The 20,418-nt window shown below is 35.0% G+C and carries 17 protein-coding genes and 2 tRNA genes; 11 read left to right on the top strand and 8 right to left on the bottom strand.

Annotation, left to right across the window (positions count from 1 at the left end; genetic code table 11):
• Positions 1-32 precede the first annotated feature (32 nt).
• Genes M2470_RS12730 through M2470_RS12720 form a run of 3 tightly spaced genes read right to left on the bottom strand, consistent with a single transcriptional unit; the run spans position 33 to position 3,648 of the window.
• Complete coding sequence (locus M2470_RS12730; RefSeq protein ID WP_280745374.1) at positions 33-1,250, bottom strand: bifunctional 3,4-dihydroxy-2-butanone-4-phosphate synthase/GTP cyclohydrolase II; 1,218 nt, start codon at positions 1,248-1,250, stop codon at positions 33-35.
• A gap of 54 nt (positions 1,251-1,304) precedes the next feature.
• Positions 1,305-3,224: an LptF/LptG family permease gene (locus tag M2470_RS12725; protein ID WP_280745373.1), complete on the bottom strand. Its 1,920-nt coding sequence runs from the start codon at positions 3,222-3,224 to the stop codon at positions 1,305-1,307.
• 40 nt (positions 3,225-3,264) lie between these two features.
• A complete protein-coding gene (locus M2470_RS12720; protein ID WP_280745372.1) occupies positions 3,265-3,648 on the bottom strand; it encodes an START-like domain-containing protein in 384 nt (127 codons plus the stop codon).
• Positions 3,649-3,844: 196 nt separating this feature from the next.
• Here M2470_RS12720 and M2470_RS12715 point away from each other — a divergent pair.
• From M2470_RS12715 to M2470_RS12690, 6 genes are all read left to right on the top strand, one after another.
• Positions 3,845-3,918: transfer RNA gene (locus tag M2470_RS12715), tRNA-Met, on the top strand.
• Between the two features lie 117 nt (positions 3,919-4,035).
• Positions 4,036-5,235: a site-specific integrase gene (locus tag M2470_RS12710; protein ID WP_280745371.1), complete on the top strand. Its 1,200-nt coding sequence runs from the start codon at positions 4,036-4,038 to the stop codon at positions 5,233-5,235.
• Positions 5,236-5,305: 70 nt separating this feature from the next.
• Positions 5,306-6,226, top strand: a complete 921-nt coding sequence (locus M2470_RS12705; RefSeq protein WP_280745370.1) for a hypothetical protein — start codon at positions 5,306-5,308, stop codon at positions 6,224-6,226.
• A gap of 33 nt (positions 6,227-6,259) precedes the next feature.
• On the top strand, positions 6,260-7,018 hold the full coding sequence (locus tag M2470_RS12700; RefSeq protein WP_280745369.1) for a hypothetical protein: 759 nt from the start codon (positions 6,260-6,262) through the stop codon (positions 7,016-7,018).
• A gap of 50 nt (positions 7,019-7,068) precedes the next feature.
• The gene (locus M2470_RS12695) at positions 7,069-7,785 is read left to right on the top strand and encodes a hypothetical protein (RefSeq protein ID WP_280745368.1); all 717 of its coding nucleotides are present in this window, start codon (positions 7,069-7,071) and stop codon (positions 7,783-7,785) included.
• 159 nt (positions 7,786-7,944) lie between these two features.
• Positions 7,945-8,490, top strand: a complete 546-nt coding sequence (locus tag M2470_RS12690; RefSeq protein WP_280745367.1) for a hypothetical protein — start codon at positions 7,945-7,947, stop codon at positions 8,488-8,490.
• Positions 8,491-8,716: 226 nt separating this feature from the next.
• Here M2470_RS12690 and M2470_RS12685 read toward each other — a convergent pair whose 3' ends face one another.
• Both M2470_RS12685 and M2470_RS12680 read right to left on the bottom strand, forming a co-directional pair.
• The gene (locus M2470_RS12685; RefSeq protein ID WP_280745366.1) at positions 8,717-10,567 is read right to left on the bottom strand and encodes a hypothetical protein; all 1,851 of its coding nucleotides are present in this window, start codon (positions 10,565-10,567) and stop codon (positions 8,717-8,719) included.
• A gap of 516 nt (positions 10,568-11,083) precedes the next feature.
• The gene (locus M2470_RS12680) at positions 11,084-12,001 is read right to left on the bottom strand and encodes a hypothetical protein (RefSeq protein ID WP_280745365.1); all 918 of its coding nucleotides are present in this window, start codon (positions 11,999-12,001) and stop codon (positions 11,084-11,086) included.
• A gap of 454 nt (positions 12,002-12,455) precedes the next feature.
• Here M2470_RS12680 and M2470_RS12675 point away from each other — a divergent pair, with 454 nt between their 5' ends.
• The 5 genes from M2470_RS12675 to M2470_RS12655 all read left to right on the top strand — a co-directional run bounded on the left by M2470_RS12675 (position 12,456) and on the right by M2470_RS12655 (position 16,527).
• Positions 12,456-12,911, top strand: a complete 456-nt coding sequence (locus tag M2470_RS12675) for a JAB domain-containing protein (RefSeq protein WP_280743931.1) — start codon at positions 12,456-12,458, stop codon at positions 12,909-12,911.
• Positions 12,912-13,257: 346 nt separating this feature from the next.
• A complete protein-coding gene (locus M2470_RS12670) occupies positions 13,258-13,629 on the top strand; it encodes a hypothetical protein (RefSeq protein ID WP_280745364.1) in 372 nt (123 codons plus the stop codon).
• Positions 13,630-13,664: 35 nt separating this feature from the next.
• Complete coding sequence (locus M2470_RS12665; protein ID WP_280745363.1) at positions 13,665-14,315, top strand: DUF805 domain-containing protein; 651 nt, start codon at positions 13,665-13,667, stop codon at positions 14,313-14,315.
• A 409-nt stretch (positions 14,316-14,724) separates the two neighbouring features.
• Positions 14,725-15,429: a hypothetical protein gene (locus M2470_RS12660; protein ID WP_280745362.1), complete on the top strand. Its 705-nt coding sequence runs from the start codon at positions 14,725-14,727 to the stop codon at positions 15,427-15,429.
• A gap of 989 nt (positions 15,430-16,418) precedes the next feature.
• A tRNA-Met gene (locus tag M2470_RS12655) sits at positions 16,419-16,527 on the top strand.
• A gap of 90 nt (positions 16,528-16,617) precedes the next feature.
• On the opposite strand, the gene M2470_RS12650 is transcribed toward M2470_RS12655, so the two are convergent.
• From M2470_RS12650 to M2470_RS12640, 3 genes are all read right to left on the bottom strand, one after another.
• Positions 16,618-17,421 (bottom strand): DUF2971 domain-containing protein, encoded by an 804-nt coding sequence (locus tag M2470_RS12650; RefSeq protein ID WP_280745361.1) that lies wholly within the window; start codon positions 17,419-17,421, stop codon positions 16,618-16,620.
• Positions 17,422-17,470: 49 nt separating this feature from the next.
• Positions 17,471-19,039 (bottom strand): ATP-binding protein, encoded by a 1,569-nt coding sequence (locus M2470_RS12645; RefSeq protein WP_280745360.1) that lies wholly within the window; start codon positions 19,037-19,039, stop codon positions 17,471-17,473.
• Between the two features lie 388 nt (positions 19,040-19,427).
• On the bottom strand, positions 19,428-20,267 hold the full coding sequence (locus tag M2470_RS12640; RefSeq protein WP_280745359.1) for an MBL fold metallo-hydrolase RNA specificity domain-containing protein: 840 nt from the start codon (positions 20,265-20,267) through the stop codon (positions 19,428-19,430).
• Between the last annotated feature and the right edge of the window lie 151 nt (positions 20,268-20,418).

Here is a 20,418-nt window from a genome sequence, read left to right as displayed (position 1 = left end):
CATTAAGCGGATAATTTACAACATTTTGTAAGTTATTTAATATTATGGAGTGTATGCCCCATTCGTTCCTTTTTCGTTTTCAGATAAAATTCGTTGTATTTATTAGGGGTAATCTCTATCGGAACATTCTCTACAACTGTCAGTCCATAGGCTTCCAAACCTACTCGTTTTACCGGATTATTGGTCATCAGGCGCATCTTGCAAACGCCCAGATGGCGCAAGATCTGAGCCCCTACCCCATAATCTCTTTCGTCGGCCTGATGCCCCAAGTGCAGATTAGCATCTACCGTATCCAGGCCTTCCTCTTGTAGTTTATAGGCTTTCATTTTATCCATCAGACCAATCCCACGGCCTTCCTGATTCAGGTAAATAATAACTCCTTTTCCTTCTTTCTCTACCATCTGAATGGCCTTGTGGAGCTGTTCGCCGCATTCGCAACGCCTGGAACCGAAGATATCACCGGTAGCACAGGAAGAATGAACGCGAACCAATATAGGATCATCTTTGGTAAACTCTCCTTTTATCAGGGCAATATGTTCTAACCCATTACTTTTTTGCTTGAAAGGAATCAAGCGGAAATGCCCGTATTCGGTAGGCATATCTACCTCAACACCTGCTTCAACAAGCGATTCGTTCTTGAGCCGGTAAGCAATCAGGTCGCGGATACTGATGATTTTAATTCCGAACCTTTTGGAAATTTCCATAAGCTCAGGCAAGCGAGCCATTGTTCCGTCTTCATTGATAATTTCAATCAAGGCTCCGGCAGGATAAAGCCCGGCCAGGCGAGCCATGTCTACCGTTGCTTCCGTATGACCGGAACGACGAAGTACACCTCTTGAACGGGCACGCAATGGGCTTACATGCCCCGGACGTCCCAAATCTGTTGGTTTTGTATTCGGGTTGGCAAGCGCCAGAATAGTTTGCGCCCGGTCGTACATGGATACTCCGGTGGTACAACCTCCGCCCAGTTTGTCAACCGTTACGGTAAAAGGCGTTTCCAATATCGATGTGTTGCGCGTAACCTGCATTTCCAGTTCTAACTCTTCGCAACGTTCTTCAGTGATTGGTGCGCATAATACGCCCCGCCCGTATGTCATCATGAAGTTTACTTTCTCGGGCGTTATTTTTTCAGCCGCAATAATGAAATCGCCTTCATTTTCACGGTCTTCATCGTCTACTACAATCACAAATTTACCTTCGCGGAAATCTTCTATAGCTTCCTCAATGGTATTTAACTTTGTATCATTCATATTGATTTTGTGTTTCTACGTTTTCTTCATACAAAGGTATGAAATATAAATAGATTATAATTCAGAGATCATATCCTTTAGTTCTTCACTGACTTTACGGACAGTCTCAATATCCTGGCGTAATAATTTCCGTTGATAAATAGAAAGAAAATAAACAGGAAGCCCTAAAGGAAAGAACACACCGATAGCAAGACTCAGTTTTGGATTCAAATGAGCGCCTAATTGCTTGTATCCGCCAATGAAGGGATAGTCCATCAGCTTGTTCAATACCAGGTTCTGATCCGAATTGGAAAGCTCCTCTACGATGCTTTCCATTTCCAATGCCAAGTGTTCAGCTATAGCATCTTTCCCTCCTTCTCTCCAATAAGTAATGTAGCTGATCCAACGTTTATGTTTGGAAATATAAAGGCGACAGTTACTGATAAGATTTTCAAGACGGGGTACCAATGCCTTGTAATCGGGATTAAAGATAATAACCTCTTTTCGTTCCACCTTACGGGTGGCACGTCTTCCTATCAGGCTCTTCAATGCATTCAGATAAGTATCAGCATTCAAAATAACAGAGTCATTCACGGCCTTGTAGGTAAGAAAGATACCTAAAGGGGTCAGAACAGCCGAACTCAGCCACATACCTTGCCAGGCCGGCCAAACACCATCACGCGCCATCTTGAAGCCCATATTGTCTATCACATAATAGATAATAAACAATACTACGGAAATCACAACAGGTGTTCCTAATCCTCCTTTTCTGATAATCGCTCCCAAAGGCGCTCCGATAAAGAAAAAGACAAGGCAGGCAAAGGAAACTGCAAATGTTTTGTGCCATTGCGTAATATGTCGTCGCAACCTTAAGGATTCATCCCCTATGCTTAGCGCTTTAAAGTGATAGTCTGATTTCAGGTTTTCAATAGAGGATTTCGTTCGTGAAAGCATCGAAGCCTGATCGGCAGCAGTTTTAGCAAGATATAAACTGTCGTAATTCAATACAAGTACATCTTCTGTTTTATCGTTTATCTGCTTCGGCGTTTCCGGAGTCCCTCTCTGTGTATAACCCGGGAACGACCTTTTATAAGACGAAGCATAGACATTGTTTGCATTTACATTCTTAATACTATCCAGGCGTACCGTCATAGAGTCTATGGATGTCTGTAACGTTTCCAGGTCTTTCCCGATATAGTTGTTCTGGAAAAAAGATTCATCGGTTCGGTTAAAGTTGCCGTCAAACTCAATCAGAATCTCTTTCTCAGAGAAGGTTTCCCGTCTGTATGGGACAGCTTCCTTCGCCCGGGCAGCCGTATTTGCTTGTGGATTCACATTTTCAAAAGACTCACCACTATATAACGTCAGAACAAGGAATAGTTTATCATCAGAGGTCTTTAGCCGGCCTGAGTCAGCGACAAACACGCGGGCATTGTTAAAACCTTCGGAATAGTCATAAATCATCAGGTCTCCCAAAAGGCCGGTCTTGGTATTCTTATTCCTCACATATAGGTTGTAGCCGGTGATTTCCTGAAAGAAAACACCTTCGGGAATATCCAGTTCGGGAGACTTTTGCCTCATCGAATAAAGCAAGGAGTATAGTTTTACCTGCACAACAGGCATTACATTATTCTGAAAGAAAAAAGCCCCTACACTAACAAAAAAGATAAGGATTATCAGGGGTTTCATAATATGGATCAGAGAAACCCCGGCCGACTTCATCGCCAGTAACTCCAAGCGTTCGCCCAAATTACCGAAAGTCATAAGTGAAGAAAGAAGAATAGCAAGTGGAAGTGCCATAGGAACCAACGACAGAGCAGCATAAAGGAACATTTCACCCAGAACGAGCATATCAAGCCCCTTTCCCACCATGTCATCAATATACCTCCAGATAAACTGCATAAGCACTATAAACAAACAAATACCAAACGTCATAAAGAATAACGGCAGGAACGTTTGCATCATGAATGTATATAGTCGCTTAATTTTCAGCATTGCCAATCGATTGAAAGGGCAAAAGTAGTGAAAAAAGAAATTAAATACCTAATGTACGCTTCAATTCTATTACTTGCGAATCCCATAACTCAATGGAATCCTGTTTATCGTCTGGTTCGGCAAAATCAGTTATCTCAAGAGCCGTGGCTCCGGTCAATTCTATGGTATGTATAATAAATTCAAAATAAACTCCTTCATCTTCTTCATCAACCCAGCGGTAACGAACACAAATTTCAGGTTTCATGGATACCACTTCAGCCTCTTGTTCTTCTTTGTCCCATTTAAAGGCGTATTTATTATCGTGAATAGATACATCGTCTGCGAACCATGAAGAAAGCCCCGGAGGCGTAGTGAGATGATTCCATAAACTTCTTCGCGAAACGGTATCGAAAACATATTCAATATGAAACTTCTCTTTCTTCATCCTTCAACATATAAATTAAAATTGCCACAAGATACATAAAAGAATTCAATTGCCTTACTAATATACAAAAGAAAAACATCACTAACAAAACAGAATAAGCCCCCAAGAAGTTCCCAAAACCTCATTTTTTCACCAAAAGAGTTGCACAAGATAAAAATAACCTCTACTTTTGCACCGTTCAAAAACGAACTACCTTGGCGCGATAGCTCAGCTGGTTAGAGCGCATGATTCATAATCATGAGGTCCCCAGTTCAATCCTGGGTCGCGCTACAAACTGAAAAAGAAGCACTTAGAGAATATTCTGAGTGCTTTTTTTGTGTCTATTCTTATCGATTTTCCTATTTATTTAAGAACAGAGTTAAACCAAGAGTTAAACCAAAAATTAGTATGAGTACTACGGTTAACATCTTGTGTTACAAGTCAAAAACATTAGCAAATGGAGAAAGTCCATTGATGATTCGTATCTGCAAAGACGGAAAAAAGAAGTATAAAAGTATTGGAGTATCTATCAGCCCAAAATATTGGGACTTTAAGAAAGGAAAACTAAAACGAAATTGTCCTAATCATGATAGCATTCAATCTATCATAACAGAGCGGATTAAGCAGTATTCAACTCAGGTTATAGAATTTCAGACTACACAGAAAGAGTTTACAGCTTCCAGCTTGATTGAGTGCTTGAATAAACCACTAAGACGGAAGACAGTGAAAACCTTTCTTGAAAATGAGATTCAGCGGTTAAAAACCGAAAATCGTTTCAATTATGCTTCATCGCATAAGCATCTTTTAAACTCGCTTAATTCCTTCAAAAGCAATTTAGACATACCATTTTCTGATATTGATATTACTTGGTTGAAAGGGTATGAGTCATTTCTAAGACAAAAAGGTTTGGCAAATAATTCGATAGGAATCAGGTTCAGAACATTGAGAGCTATCTATAATCGTGCTATAGAAGAAAATATCGTTAAATCAGAAAACTACCCTTTTAAAAGATATAAGGTGTCGAAACTTAAAGAAGAAACGATAAAAAGAGCTATCAGCAAAGAAGATATAGGCAAAATTATGGCTTATAAATCTACAAATCCATATCTAAAGTTGGCGATAGACCTATTTATATTCTCATATTTCATGGGGGGAATTAACTTCATAGATATAGCCTATCTAACTAATGCCAATATCATAGATGGTCAGCTAATCTATGTCAGAAAAAAAACGAAAGGAATGATAAAATTGCCTTTGCAATCTATAGCATTTGAATTGATTAACAAATATAAGAATGCAGATAGTCCGTATTTATTCCCCATTCTTTCATCTTTTCATAGCACCGAACAACAAAAGATAAACAGAGTTCGAAAGGTTGTTAAGAAAGTTAATGCAAAGCTCAGGGAGGTAGGAGAAGAATTGAATCTACCAATAAAATTGACTAGTTACGTTTCGAGACACTCACAGGCTACAAATTTAAAGCGCTCAGGTGTCCCCACAGCCATTATAAGCCAAATAATGGGACACTCATCGGAAAAGGTTACCCAAATCTACCTTGATAGCTTCGAAAATTCACAGATAGACGAGGCAATGAAGAATCTGTTATAAAAATCATCCCACTTTCAGCAATGGAGGTGGGATTTTTTATTATTTTTGTTATTAAACAAAATTTACATTTATGGCGATATATGATATATTCTCTAAACGACAAAAAAAAGAAAGAGGAGAAGTTCCTGATATTTATAAATATGATGAAGTTTCTAATGAATTAAGAATTCAGATTATTCACATTGTGAAGGAAGTTATTGGTGATAGTTATAAAGTTTCACTTCCTGATAAAATATATGAAAGAACTGCTCAAATACTAAGAAAAGAATATGGACTATTTTATTTAGATGACAGTTCTAGTCCAAAATATGAGGTTATGAATTTTCTTTTAAAGACTGAAGTAGAAAGAGCTTTAGATGTGATAGAGTTGTTGTTTAGGTTTATAAATAATTTAAATAAAATCCAAGAATACGATGAATATCATTATAAAAAGAATGCTAATGTCAACCAAACGCCTAAAGAAGCTATAGAAGAATTAAATGAAAGATTTAAAGAGCATGGTGTTGGTTATCAGTTTGAGAATAATAAGATAATACGTTTAGATTCTACATATATTCATTCAGAAATTGTGAAGCCTACAATTAAATTATTACAAAATCCTAAATTTAAAGGGGCTAATGATGAATATATGAAAGCACATGAGCATTATAAAAAAGGGCTTAATAAAGAATGCTTAACTGAATGTTTGAAAGCATTTGAAAGTACTATGAAAATCATTTGCTCGGAAAAAGGTTGGACATATAATCCAACTGATACAGCCAAAGCACTTATTACTACTTGCTTTACAAATCAGTTAATTCCAACATTTATGCAAAATCAATTTACTTCTCTAAAGAGTTTATTGGAAAGCGGAATACCAACTATTAGAAACAAGTTGGGTGGGCATGGACAAGGAGCTATACCCCAAACTGTAGATGATAAAACAACAAGGTATGCTTTAAATCTTACAGGTAGTAATATAATCTACCTGATAGAATTAAGTGGGCTATAACTATATACCTTTTTTGAGAATGAAAAATACCATATGATTAAAATAGAATATAGCGATAATATAATAGCTAACAAAAACATTTTAGAAGGTATTATCAATCCACATCTCGAAACGATTAAAGGCAATCGCAAAAAAGAAATTGAACTTTGTCATGCAGGGAAGTTATTAATGATATTAAATGATAATACACTAATCCATGAGATATCTGAACAGCCCGATTTTATATTGAAAAAAGATGGCTCTTTCATAGGGTTAGAACATCAAATTCTTGTAGACGTACCTTCTAAAATTGGAGAAGGAACTATTGACACTGTGATTAATCTAGTAGAAAAGGAGCTTCAAAAAGATTCTACCTTACCAAACTTTTTAGCAAATTGTAGCATGATGCCCAATATAAGATATAAACTTCATGAAAAGAAAGATGTAGTTACAACGGTGCAAAAGGTTATAAGAACTTACATTTTAGAAAATAGATTTATTGAAAATCCATATATAGAACGCATTAGCATACAACCTCATTCTTTAAAAGCTGTAGCCATAACTGATGCTTGGTGGCAAAAATACATTACACCTGAAACACTCATAAACGCGATTAAGAAGAAAGAGAAAAAAATATCAGTGTATAGATTGAAATACGATATACCTCAATGGTTGTTAATAGTCATTGGTGGTGTTGGGAGTAGTTCGTACCAGATTGAAGATTATCAATCATTTGAAATGGATTTTACTTCAGAATTTGACAAAGTCTTCATCTTGGAAGATTTTTATAACAATCTATATGTATTGAAATAATTGTTAATGATAAAGACTATTGACTATTTTTGCATTATGAAGTCTTTAAAATGGACAATAGGTTAAAATATATACGACAATTCTGTGATACTCACTATCCGGCAACAGATGGAGAGGATTTTTGGCCTTCTAATTTACCAGAAGCTTACCTCATAAACAGAGATAAGATTTTAGCTGATATGCCCTTTTCAGAAGAAAAATACTATAGCTTCGATACATTACAGGAAGTTATTGAAGATTTAGAATTGGACGATGAAGCGTTGCTCGACTTTATTATCTTCTTATACTACCATACTTTTGAATCCAGTCAAAACAAGTTTATAACATACGGTAGCAAGGTTGAAGAAATCAACAAGTTCATTACTGATAATATAGACAACCCTAATCTGAAAATAACTATATCTACTAAAGGGAGAGGAAACAGCTACACTATAACAAAGCCAAATCTAATAAAAGGTCTGTTTGCAGTTTACAGGACAAATGAACCATATGTTAACTACTCAATAATAAGAGACGATAACCCGGACACTCTACGAAAGCTTAGCTACGTTATAATCAAAAACCTCATTGATAACCTACCTATAACCAAAACCCCTAATATCAGATACTCCAATAAAGAACGCCTATTATGCTTATGCGTATTATACCTTTGCGACTTCTTACTGGGCAATCCGAAAATAGTTTGTCACAACGATAATAATATAGTCTTCGATAAACTAATGAACGACTTTGAAGGAACAGAAATCTTCTTAAATACACTTGCTTGACCACATAATACGCTAAAATTCAGCAGCGTATTAAAACCCTCCTCTTTAATTACTCTTTTGCTCCGATTACTCTGGAATTATATTCGCATCGTATTTGAAAGATACGAGATGCGCATAGTATCTGACAAAACACTAACATTAATTTAAAAAACAAAGAAAATGAAGAAGTTCAAGAAAGAAAGAAAAACCAGTGTTTACTCAAACATTCAAAGAATCCGTATGCGTATCAAGGGGCAAAAAGTTAAAACCCCAGAAATCTACAGAGAGGTATGTGAGGATGTATTACCTTGGAATGAAAGAGAGGATTTCTTTACTGATTTTTCAAAAGAGAAAGAGTTGTTATTAGATTCAAAAAAAATCAGTCGTGAGTGTGAAGTATTAAATCTTAATCCGGAAGCTGTTGCCCAGCGTGTAGTTTTTGAAGGGAAAAAGAAGATGAATGAAGTTTTAAAAAATGGTTTGTATTCTACTTTCGGAGAAAAGATAAGAGCAATGGGCAAGCCTATTTTCAGTGAAAAGGATATCCAATCTTATATCCAAGGTGATTACTCTTGTTCTACTGATGAATCACAGCAGCATGGTTTTACTCCGAAAGAAAGCTTTATTGCAGATGCTGTTAGTAGTCAAAATATTCCTAGTCCTGCTCCTTTTTCTGCTTCTGCTCTTATAAGTGCTTCTCTGCCTACAGAAGAATCTCAGAAATAATGTAGTTTACTCTAAAACTCCCTGTTGGAAACAGCAGGGAGTATAAATCTCACAAAAAGTCAACTACTTTCAGTTTAATCTTAAAACAAGCAAACTAATTTGATGAACAACTTGCAAAAAGCACACTGATTTCGAGTTAATCCTGAAATGAGTACACTTTTATTATTAATCATATAAAAAAACAATAGAAAGACAGGGAGGAATTTTCAACCTCCCTGTTTTCATTTCAGAAACCTTTAATACCTTGTATTCGGATAATATTTACCCGCTTTCCGTTGATATCGTCTTTAGTCTTTTGAAAACCGACAGAGTATTTATCCCAACCAGTGGCCGTGGCTGTTCCTTTTACTCCGACCGTATCGTAGACTTCCTGTAGTATCCGTTTAGCTTCCGGTATAGTTGCCTCAAATGGGAATAGTAGTATTCGTTTATGGAGTTCATATCTTACCCGACCATCCAATTGATTATTGTTAATCTCCTTTTTCAAGTTCGATTCTTTATAATTGAGAGCCTTGATTCTTTTACCACCGAGCAAATCATAATAATGTTTCACTTCGGGGTGCTGTTTCTCCATTGATATGGCTAATGCATCAAATGTGAACTCACCCTTCGCCTTATAATCGCAGTAGTACTTCATTCTTTCCTCGAAGGTCTCCTTTTGAATTAAATGTTTCAGACTTTCTTCATATTCTTGATACTGTTGGTTTATTGAGACGTCGAAGCCGCTTTCAGATAGTTGTTTTCTAATTACAACACCATTCCGGTAGCCATGCTTTTGTACGTCATGGTTATATATCTGACTGATTTTAGCCATATCGTTAAAGACAAATTTCTTTTCCGATTCATCATACATGGTATATGATTCCGTGTACTTATTGATTTTCTGAAGTTTTATATTGTCTTTTATTCTCTTCTGTCTTAATGCTCCGGTTTCCCTGTTATTTGAATTGATTTCCTCTATGGATAGATTTGTTTTTTGCTCCAATTCAGCAAAGAATTCTTCATCCGTTACGTCTCCGGCATTGGTGTTATAGATAAATTGCACGTATCTCCGAAATGGGTTCTCATCCAATCTTTGGCGTCCGGCAATCTGAATTAATTCAGTAGCAATGTCTATAGACGTATTAATTCTGTTACAATCACTAATAGCAAAGGTAGAAGCAGTAGTTGAATAGAAATCGCATCCGGCATAAGCGGTAGAAGTGCAAAGCGTATATTTCTTATGTTCTTCTCCCCGTAATGGAATACGCCCTCTTTTGAATCCTTTACCTATTTTGGCTATCTGCTTGTCGTTATCCTCCGAATTACCAACAATGATATTCACTTCGTCCGGTAATAGTCCTGTTTGCTTTATAATGTTTACAATATTGTTCACACTGTTAAGGAAGATAACACATTCGGTGGAATAAACTGGTTTGCCATCAATAATGAGAAAAGGATAAACTCCGTTTTGATAGTTCCGAACAATATCAACAGCAGCAGCTAACGGGTTTGGAGTTCTTTCTCTTAACACATTAATAATCTCTTTCTCCGCCCAATTCATTTGATAGAAGTCCATGTCTTTGAAAATATCTATCTGTTCAAGATACTTATCAAGTATTGGAGTGGCTGATAAGTAGGTTACATTCGGGAACTGTTTTAAATCAGCCAACATTCTCATTTCAACTTCCGATTTAAAAGAAGAATCGGATAAGACGCATTGAAATTCATCAACAATGACCCGGTAATTTGGATTATTCCCAACACAATCTAAGACTTTATAAAGGGAATCAAATGAAGTCAGTATCTTAGGGCAGTCATTTCCTTTGAGATAGTTTTCTATCTCCGGCTTAAAAACTCCACCTACGACCATTAAAGTATGAGGATACTGTTCATGCTTATTCTTCAATAGTTCATTCCGTGGACTACATATTATAGTAGGCTCATCATTTTCTAATGCAAATGTAGTCGCTCCACATCCGGCAATCTCTTTGGCTAATATCCCGTTTTGGAATCTAAATTTATTTAATGTTGGTGAGTTCTTAAAGTCACTAAAGTATCTAATTCCCGGTTCGATTTTAATTTCATTTTTTTTCATTTAGATAAGTTTGATTATAAGATTTATAGTTAAGTCATCTCTTATGTTGGTTGTCCTATATTTTGGACTATTTTCATCTTCTATTAAGGAGGTCTCGGTAGAAAAACTGGACACACTCGGGAAAAATAAAACCAGATTAGTCTCCGGCTTCATTAGCAAAACGTTTAATAAATATCAATATATTGACTGAAGATTATCTTTATTTTACTTTTTCGACTTGGTTGGTCAATGTAGAGTGAATCTTATTACTTGGATTATCTGATAGGAGATATTTCGGTTAAAATGGAGTTTGAAGTTGGTTACACCTTTTACCGGACATAGGACTGATCCTTGATTTAAGAATACACAAAGATACTAACTTTTTAGAGGTCGAAAAAACGAAAATCGGGAAATATGAAAAAGTGAGTTTTGTTTTATTATAGTATTGTTAAACGGCATAGAGACGTACCACATTATTAAAAAATAGGGTATAAGGCAGACTTACTACTGCCATTTTGGATATAGTCCAAGGCATTACTATTCAAATTCCAGAATAGAATCATCGTATGTTTTGGGCTTATGACATGCCCCACAAGGTTTAAAGTTTAAGATATCTAACAAGTATTTTTCAAACTTTAAATCAGGATTAAACTTTACTCGATAATAATCTATTAACATTCTCCTTGTTGGGCTTTTAAATTTTTCGTCAAAATCTTTTAAGAATTGTCTTAATTCAGATTCTGTTAATTTTGTATTATTAGGAATTGGTTCTTTTTTATAAGCTAGAAAGGTTCGACCTTGATAATTTTTGATAATAGACTGTTTGTCAGGATTATTAACATAGAATATTCTTGATTCTCTTAATAGTTCATCTATATCATGTTCTAATTTTTTTAAATCCTGATTCAAAATTTCATAAGCACCCGAATTTTTTCCCTCAAATACTTTTATGTTTTTAATATTCCAATGTATTTCTAAAATTCTCAAAAATTCTTCAGTATCACTCATAAAGACATCACTATGTCTATTAAACCAATTTCGAAAAATTTTAACTTCTTGTTCAATACATTTCATTATTTCTTCTTTACTTTTTCCTTCTCTAATAGCCTTTTCTCTTGCTCTAGACTTTATTTCAATAGGGATAAAGAAATTTTTGAAATCAGAAGTTAATCTTTCACACTCTGTACTTCTATGATATGCGGGAAGTTTAGGCTCTTCATAAACAAACATAAATCTATCTTTTACTTCTGCAGCTTTATATATATCTACAAATCCTTGAGGATTTTTTAATAAATATTCTGCCAACAACAGTTCTTTTTCTTCCCAGCGATTATAAAAATAGATTTTCCTTTTATAGATATTACCTTTTAAATCTTTAATACTATTGAGGTCAACGGACTTCAATATTCTTTTATAATTAGCATTTGTGATATATACTATATTTTTTTCTTCCATGATAGACTATAAATAAGAAAGACAAATATAATAAGTCATATTGATGAAGCGAGCTTATTATAAAGCAATTTCGGAAATCAATTGTGTTTTTTCTGCAGAAACAGCTCCCCCCCCCATAAAAAATCATGTAGATGTTCCATACAAACATAGCTATAGGTATGTGAGCGATAGCAGTGTTCCCCAATACGCCCCTCGCCTAATCATAGAGGAAAATGATATATTATAACTTAAACTGTAGCTGTGGAAACTACGCTGCATTTTTAGTTTAACCTGCCCTATTTCGAAAATCAATCTTAGAGAAAACTGCTACCCAAATAACATAAGGCAGGAATCTAAGGGGTTTTTCTTTTTGGGGAGGAAATAAACATGTCATTTAACCTTTACAACCAATTCAAAATGAGAGTCATTCAGCAATGAGTGGCTCTCTTATTGTTTAATCTAATCATTTACAGAGATGAAAGATGTTTATAAAGTTTGTGATGTTACTATCCACTACGAGCCCCTAATCAAGCCTTCTGAAAGGTTGCAGATTAAGAACTCGCGGGATATTTTTAGTTTTCTGATGGAACACGTCTTTGACATGAAGACAATTCAACACAAGGAGTCTTTTAATGTGGTATTACTGAATCGTGCTAGCAAGGTGCTTGGTGTTCACCTTATAAGTGAAGGAGGAGTTAACGGAACTATAGTCGATATTAGGCTAATCATACAGTCTGCAATCCTGTCTAACAGTAGTGGTATTATTCTTTGCCATAACCACCCTTCAGGCAATATGATGCCTAGCAATCAGGACAGATGCATCACGAACAATGTTAAAGAGGCTTGCAAGCTATTTGATATTACCGTGTTAGACCATCTGATTATTACAGCAGAAGGTTACTATTCTTTTGCTGATGAAGGAGTTTTATAATTCTTTTATCAGAATACGATATTTAACGCTTTTGTTTATCTTTGTGTCAATTCCACTTCTTAAAGAGTTAAGGTGTGGGAGGACATATTTACGAAAGCGTTATACGATATTATCCTTGCTTAGAAAATCCCCAATTTTCATAACAACTCAGGGATAGTGGAAATAGCGCTCACGTTAGATTTATGCTTTTACTCCTTTGGGATTAATACATAAAACGACGTGGGCTATTCCATTTATTTGAGTTGTGGGCATGGGGATGCCTCTAAGCAGATAATATGGTTTAGTTCCACGTTTTTTATTATTAACCGCTTCATACAGGAATAAAGAAGCATAAACAATTTTCAAAATGAAGAAAGTCACATTATTACTACTTTTGCTCTTATTTGCATCAATTGGCTTTGCACAGACTACAGCCAATAAAACGTATCATGTGAAATACGTGTTAGATTCAAGAGGAAATGCACAACGAAGTGAAGCCACCGTTTATATTACAAGGGACAGGATAACTGTTCAGCGAAATGGATATGAAAAATACTGGGATGTTAAATTCTTAGGGACTTTCAACCTTAAAGAAAGTGGTGAGTCCATTCCTTATGACATGTACTATTTAGTCAACAAGAAAGTCAATTTCACTATCAGCGTGAATAAGACGATTAATTATAATGGTACATACTATTATCATATAAACTTTGATGGACAAGGACAGTTGGCGTTATGACTGTCTAAAAAAATAACTATTAAATATTCTTTTTTATGAAACCCGTTATAGACCTTTTTAAAATGTACGTCAATGGAGAAACTATTTGCGTTCAAAATGACAGGCTTATTAATCAGCAAGTGACTTTGCCCAGTGGAATGAACTCTATACCTGTCAGGTGGAAGACTAAAGACTTTACAGAGTTAAGCATCCGCTTATATTCTGAACATAGGACACAACTGCAAATAATTAAAGATCTTCCCGCTTCCGGTGAACATGAATTTTATATAAACCAATATTCAACTCCGCTTTATGTCGCTATTTATGATGGGGCAGAAGAAATAGACACAATAAGAATAGAACAAAAAAGCAATTTTTGGGAGCATTTGTTTTCTTTTGAAGGGAGAATAAGGCGTTCAGAGTACTGCTTTACCTACCTGTTTTATTGCTTGCTTTTTGCTGCAATATATTACACGTTGATATTTAATTATATGGGCATGATAGAAATCAATGAATATGTTGCCATTTTTCTGGGATTGCTACTTATTCCTTTATTTTGGATATTCTGCGCACAGGGAGCAAAACGCTGTCATGACAGGGGGAACTCAGGGTGGTTTCAACTTATTCCACTTTACTTCTTTATAATGTTATTTGGTGATGGAGAAAGAGGTTCAAATGAATATGGAGCATCTCCAAAATACAAATAACGATATGAAACAAGATAAAGAAGATTATTGGCTATATGCTTTGCTGTTCTTAGGAGCAGCATTCATTTTATTTTTAGTATTTTTAGTAGATTGCGGAGGATATGGTATACTATTTGATTAATTGGATATTACTCAGGGGAAAAATTGTTGACTTTACAGACCCTGATTCTCCTGGCATATTTGAAGTGATAATAACAGGCATTTGTTTGTTGTTTTGCCTGTTCATTTTCATTACAATGAAATTTGGCGGGAAAAATAAGAAGTGATTTGATAAGGACATTTTTTTCAGAATAAAGGTTTTATAGACCCTAAGTTAAAAATGTCCCTGTCTATAGTTTTAAACTGAATAAGTCAATATAAAGTAGTTTTAAATGCTGATATGGTGAATAGTGCATACATAAAAACAACAATGCTGATATTAATAGGCGTTGGTATTATTTCTTGCAATAATCCTGATAGAGCAAAAACGGATAGAGGCAGTGACTTGTTATATCATCCAAGCAAAGAAACAGTTGATGAATTTAAAGAAAGATTGGGTATTGATAAGGTAGAACCTATCTTTGAGAGATACGAAAATGATGAAACCTATCTTTCTTTCTGTCTGGAATTAGACAGTCTTTTCAAAAGCAATGTTGATAGTTGCTTTATGGCAGATGTGGATATAGATTATTTAATACAAGACTTATCTCCAAATGAAGACACTGCCTTATCTGTTGAGTTTACCAAAGAGAAATTCAGAATAGAAACAGTATATGAATATTGTGTTGCCCTGTTCTTTGACAAGAATTATAGGATTGAGCAATGCAATGCTTACAGGTATATGGCAGAAGAACTATTGATGAGCAAATATTATAACCTTACATTGTCTTTACTGGAATCAGAGGATAAAAAGCTATTGGAGCAAGACCAGTTATTTTGGTTACAGAGTTTTAATAGTTCACGGGATATATCTTTGTTGATTACTGAGCCGAAATACGGAAATACAGGTGGAAGGGAAATGAGTTTGTTTCATTTATATTATCTAAGACCTAATATGTTGGAGCGAGCGGAATACCTCTTTATCTGGTATAAGCATTTGAAAGAGGGCAGAGATTATCTTCTACAAAATGAATAAGGCTAAGAAAATTATACTATGTGCGATATCTCCTGTTACTCTACTTATCACAGGTCTTATAATAGGTGTTATTGGATTTGTCGTTATGATATTTATTGCAATATTGAATTAATATTTAGCCTTTTACAACAATGAAAGCACTATTCCAACTTAAAAAGAAGTTTTCAAATACTACATGGATTGATATTCTTGTTTGGACAGTATCTATTATAATGTTATTTCTTACACCATATACACTTATTGTTATGTCTATTAATGGGTTATATCTGATATTCAGGAAGCAATATATTAATGGCTTAATACTCCTATTCTTGTATCCAATACCATTAATGGCATATCATTTAGGCAAGTACTTGCATCCAATGGTAGATAAGTTTATACATCATTTAATTTACATGACATGAAGGCATTGATACTTAGATATTTTAATGATATACGTGTCCCTATATTGTTATTGTTGATTCTGATTTCCTTATATATATTCAGTCAGGGTGCAATAAATGGGTTTGAAACTAGAAGCAATATCTACAATTATTTACCTAAGATTTGGATTCATTCATTACCTGACTGGATATTATATATAGCATTGTTACAAGCTTTCATTCCTGTTCCATACTTGTTTTATAGGAAGAAGTGGATTAAAGGGATAGGTTTGTTATTGGCAGTGATATTTATAATAATTGTATTTATATGCATACCTGATGGTGTGTGGCGAGCCATATCCCTAACGAATGTCTAAAAGCTATATAACATAATAGGGCATTATGAGGACAAGTCCAGTCATAATACTATTATATTAAATAGCAGACATTCATTAAGGATATTACCGTTAGCTTTATTGGCTGGCGGACTCTCTGATGCTCTTTCTAACGTGAAGGAGAAAATATGAAATTTATTATTAATCATTCTTGATTTAACCCTGTCAGTTAAACCGTGAGTTAAACCATTCTAAAATAGAATAAAAAAGAATCGATTAAGAAAATAGCTAAGGTGCGATAGATCAGCCGGTTCTTTAAAAGCGAAGCTTTTGAAGGCCGAAGGAAGAGCGCATGATTCATAATCATGAGGTCCCCAGTTCAATCCTGGGTCGCGCTACCAAGAGACAAAGAGGCTTACGAGAAATCGTGAGCCTCTTTTGTTTATGTATTATTATGTAAAGTGTTATATCAGCACGGATCACCGTAAATCTCAAACTTCAAAAATATTAAGTTTATACTCTTTATCATTAACTTGACATTTCTTAAAAGACACATTTGGAAAATTTTGTTTCTTAACTTTTTCTTTTATCATTTTGATACTAAAGTCTTCTACTCGACATCCAAAAATTATCTCTCTCAATGCACTTTTATTGAATGTGTTATATTCTTTTCCTTTATTTTCATTTTGTTTAAACACACGACATTCTGCTTCATAACTCCACTTCTCATATTTAGTAAAAATAGGAACTATAATGGATTGTGGATTTCTAATCATATTTACTACTGGTAGCTCCAAAGCATATTTGACCCTATGAGGCATTGAAAAGAATTTTAAATCGTCTTTTAAACTAAATTTCAAACAAACCCCTTTATGCTCATTAGCATAGTGTGACCACATCAATATTTCATCATTAATCTCAGAAAAACAACAAATACTGCTTTTTTCCCAAACATCTACAAGCATTTTTTTGAAATATAATTCTTTTTCTTGGAGAGACACACTTGTTTTGAAAGCAATAAATTCCTTTATATTTGGAGGGATAAACCCTGTTGATTCACAATATGATAGATAGTATAATGCTTCTTCATAAGTAAAATTTATATCAATATTAGCAACACATTCATAAGGATCATTATAACTGATAGGAGATTGGAATTGAAGCGTATTATTTTCTAAAACAAAATCACATAACGTTTTCAAGTTCATGTATTTATACAAAAACTCCGGAACAAAACCTTGCTCAATACAATCTAATACTCCTTTCTCCTCTTTTTGCAATTGTGCTCTTATCATATTATTATTTTTTACACCATAATGGATCTGGTTATAGAATGGACATGATCTACTTCGCATTTAGAATATCCATTACTTTCGATGTAAAGTAATACCCACCGGTTTTAGGGGCTCCTTGAAATTCAACAATACCTTTTTTTCTTAGGATGCGGAGATAACGTTCTGTGGTTGTTAAACTTTTATTTATTCTGTTAGATATTTCAATAGCATTTAACCCTGCAATATTTACAAGAATACCAACAATCTCATTTACACCGTCATTTACACCGTCATTTACACCGTCACGAATGAGGGTGTAAATTTCATCAAGCTTATTATCAGTCGTTTTTGATATTTTTATACTGTCGTTTATACCATCATCAGTACGAAAAGCTGGATGAATAGGTAGTGTAGTTATGAAATAACTGTAATTATCGTCTGTCTCAAAGCGTGGTTCAGGTGAGCCATTATTTTTCATTTCTTTACGAATGATGGGGATACCTGTTCCACGTCCTTCCGTCATATTCAACTCTTTGAGAAAATCACCTATTCTGCGATTTCTATATCTTCGGTTGTGGATGACTCCGCTCTGTATTTCATCCATCTTAACACTACGGTCTGGACCTCCTTGGTTTATTACTTCAATACAATCAGGTAATATCCGTATTTCTACGGGTTCTCTAATTTCCCAGTTTCTATGATAGAGAGAGTTAGCAATACATTCTTCTAAGGCTCGAAGTGGATAGTTCCATACTCGTTGCGCCTCTGCTCTATCCGGAAGTTTATATATCTGCTCTTTTAATACCATGCTCCGTAACTGAGCAAGTGCTTGTTGTATTTGTATATAAACAGGTCCGGTAATTGCCGGCTTTTCGTAGAAGGTAGGGTCGCCTAGTCCTCTCGGAAATTCCACTATTTCAATTTGAGAATATGGGAAAAACTTTTCGGGACGGTAGTTAAACATCATCAAAGCGATATTCTTTGGATAAAGCAGTTCATCGGGACCACTAACCAAATCCATTGCCCTATATATCTCATTTATGGGAGTGGTCTCAATTTGTTCTACTAAAGAGCTGTTTACATTCAGCAAAAACTCCCTTATCAAAAGCGGAGAAATATCTTCAACACTTGCTTGTGTATTAACTCTATCATCAAATGGTATCCGGCTACTTACACTTATCAACTCATCTCGTTCTGCTTTGCTCGGTTGAACAGTACTTGCATATCTACGTATGTAATAATGATGTTTTTTCTCTTTTGCCGTAATATTTTCCGGCACTTCATACGGACGACTCATACCTGCCGGAACCCATATTACTAAAAGATTTTGTTTATCAACTGTTTCAATACTAATCTTGGGTGCATAATAAGGGCGTATCAGATTGTTGTAACCAATCATTTCTTTTTGAATGGTATCCAGTTGTTCAACAGGAATGCCCATAACCGGACGTTTAGCCCTACCTTTTTCCTCTTCAGCACCAACGATAATATATCCGCCTCCAATATTCTCAAAATCATTGGCAAAAGCACAAATTGTTCGATAGATCGACGCAGGATTCCAACCTTTCTTATATTCAATCCGTTCGTTCTCTACTATACGACCGGAGATCAGCTTTTCTATGTTTACAGGTATTGCCATATTGTATTTATATCTGAACAAATTTACTCTTTATTCTCCAAAGTTCATTAACAAGCTTGCATTCTCCTTACATTTAAACATCAACCAAGCATAAAATTTAAGCAATCATTACACAAACTAAAAACCGCATGGGTACATTTCACAAAACGCATGGGTGCAATTTCGAAAACGCACGGGTGCGATCTATCAAACACATGGGTGCGATTTTAGCACTACTGTAATAAGCTGATATATAACAAAGTGAAGTTCGTCTATTTTATTGTAGATATTCAGGTAAACATACCTAATTCTGTGAATATATAATCTAACGTGACTATTAGTTTCTTTACAATAAGCAAATCCTGGGACAAAAAAGTATGTATAGTTTTTCCCAAAAGTATTAATACTTTTATAAGAAAGTATGCATACTTTTGGAAAAATCATGTATTGTTGAAGTAGAGCTTGTAATTATTTTTGATTTCAAATCTTCGGATATTGGTAGGTCGCTAAATTTGGCCGGGCATTCACTGTGTATTGGGATGATTGCTGTTGTGGGGTTTGTAAGATTGCATACATCTGCTAATGTTTGGGGGGTGGCATGTCCACTTGTGTGAAGTTCCTTTACTCTATCCTTAAACAAATCTGCAATCTTTACATATTCTTGTTTTTGATTCACGCCTTCTTTGAGATAACCCTTCCACATGGAGTAAATGAATAGTGTTTGTTCTTCCGGCAATTGAGATAGAAGCTCTTTAATCTGGTGGTAATGTTTAGCTCTAACCAACATACAGAAACCTTTCTCTTTTATTTTTGAGAATTGATTTGTGTGTCCATGGCTATAATAACACTCTGCATCAAATTTATATATCTCACTCCTATTTCCTTTTGTTTCGGTAAATATCTTAAAAACCTTCTTTTGGTATTTGTCGCAGAGAAAACTGCGATTGCTTTTCTGTGCTGCCTGATAAAAGGATGATAAGCGATCTATGTCTGTTGACGAGCAAAGAACAAATACATATTTACGTTGCTTCATCAATTCAGTAGCCTTCTGTTTTAATTCAGATTCATGCATGACGACTTCCTCTTCTGATCTTGACAGCATCGTTCCTTCTGTAATGAGGACATCTATCTGGCCTTTAGGTAATATAATTTGTTCAAGAACTTTCATTAAGCCTTTACCTAAATAGCCATGATTACGGAAATCTCCCGTGTGAAGGATGCGTTTCCCTTCTGCTTCAATTAAAAACATATAGGCATCGCAAGCGGAATGGCTAACAAAATAGGGAGTTACTTTTATGTCTTTCTTACTTAGTCACCCCTTAAAAAGCGGCTTTAAGTTTTTCACTTAATAAAATTGTCTGTATCCGTAAAATGATATAGGCAATTTTTTGTTTGTATTT

It is taken from the genome of Parabacteroides sp. PH5-46 (genome assembly GCF_029892785.1).
In the GTDB taxonomy this organism is placed as follows: domain Bacteria; phylum Bacteroidota; class Bacteroidia; order Bacteroidales; family Tannerellaceae; genus DFXE01.
The sequence above is the reverse complement of the archived record's forward strand: the minus strand, read 5'-3'. Positions and strand labels throughout refer to the sequence as shown.

Bases quoted from the DNA above. Each gene is read 5' to 3' on its own strand.
- M2470_RS12720 (WP_280745372.1), bottom strand. From the start codon at position 3,648: ATGAAGAAAGAGAAGTTTCATATTGAATATGTTTTCGATACCGTTTCG.
- M2470_RS12725 (WP_280745373.1), bottom strand. From the start codon at position 3,224: ATGCTGAAAATTAAGCGACTATATACATTCATGATGCAAACGTTCCTG.
- M2470_RS12660 (WP_280745362.1), top strand. From the start codon at position 14,725: ATGCTGATATTAATAGGCGTTGGTATTATTTCTTGCAATAATCCTGAT.
- M2470_RS12700 (WP_280745369.1), top strand. From the start codon at position 6,260: ATGATTAAAATAGAATATAGCGATAATATAATAGCTAACAAAAACATT.
- M2470_RS12710 (WP_280745371.1), top strand. From the start codon at position 4,036: ATGAGTACTACGGTTAACATCTTGTGTTACAAGTCAAAAACATTAGCA.
- M2470_RS12640 (WP_280745359.1), bottom strand. From the start codon at position 20,267: ATGTTTTTAATTGAAGCAGAAGGGAAACGCATCCTTCACACGGGAGAT.
- M2470_RS12670 (WP_280745364.1), top strand. From the start codon at position 13,258: ATGAAGAAAGTCACATTATTACTACTTTTGCTCTTATTTGCATCAATT.
- M2470_RS12730 (WP_280745374.1), bottom strand. From the start codon at position 1,250: ATGAATGATACAAAGTTAAATACCATTGAGGAAGCTATAGAAGATTTC.
- M2470_RS12690 (WP_280745367.1), top strand. From the start codon at position 7,945: ATGAAGAAGTTCAAGAAAGAAAGAAAAACCAGTGTTTACTCAAACATT.
- M2470_RS12675 (WP_280743931.1), top strand. From the start codon at position 12,456: ATGAAAGATGTTTATAAAGTTTGTGATGTTACTATCCACTACGAGCCC.
- M2470_RS12695 (WP_280745368.1), top strand. From the start codon at position 7,069: ATGGACAATAGGTTAAAATATATACGACAATTCTGTGATACTCACTAT.
- M2470_RS12705 (WP_280745370.1), top strand. From the start codon at position 5,306: ATGGCGATATATGATATATTCTCTAAACGACAAAAAAAAGAAAGAGGA.
- M2470_RS12680 (WP_280745365.1), bottom strand. From the start codon at position 12,001: ATGGAAGAAAAAAATATAGTATATATCACAAATGCTAATTATAAAAGA.
- M2470_RS12650 (WP_280745361.1), bottom strand. From the start codon at position 17,421: ATGATAAGAGCACAATTGCAAAAAGAGGAGAAAGGAGTATTAGATTGT.
- M2470_RS12685 (WP_280745366.1), bottom strand. From the start codon at position 10,567: ATGAAAAAAAATGAAATTAAAATCGAACCGGGAATTAGATACTTTAGT.
- M2470_RS12665 (WP_280745363.1), top strand. From the start codon at position 13,665: ATGAAACCCGTTATAGACCTTTTTAAAATGTACGTCAATGGAGAAACT.
- M2470_RS12645 (WP_280745360.1), bottom strand. From the start codon at position 19,039: ATGGCAATACCTGTAAACATAGAAAAGCTGATCTCCGGTCGTATAGTA.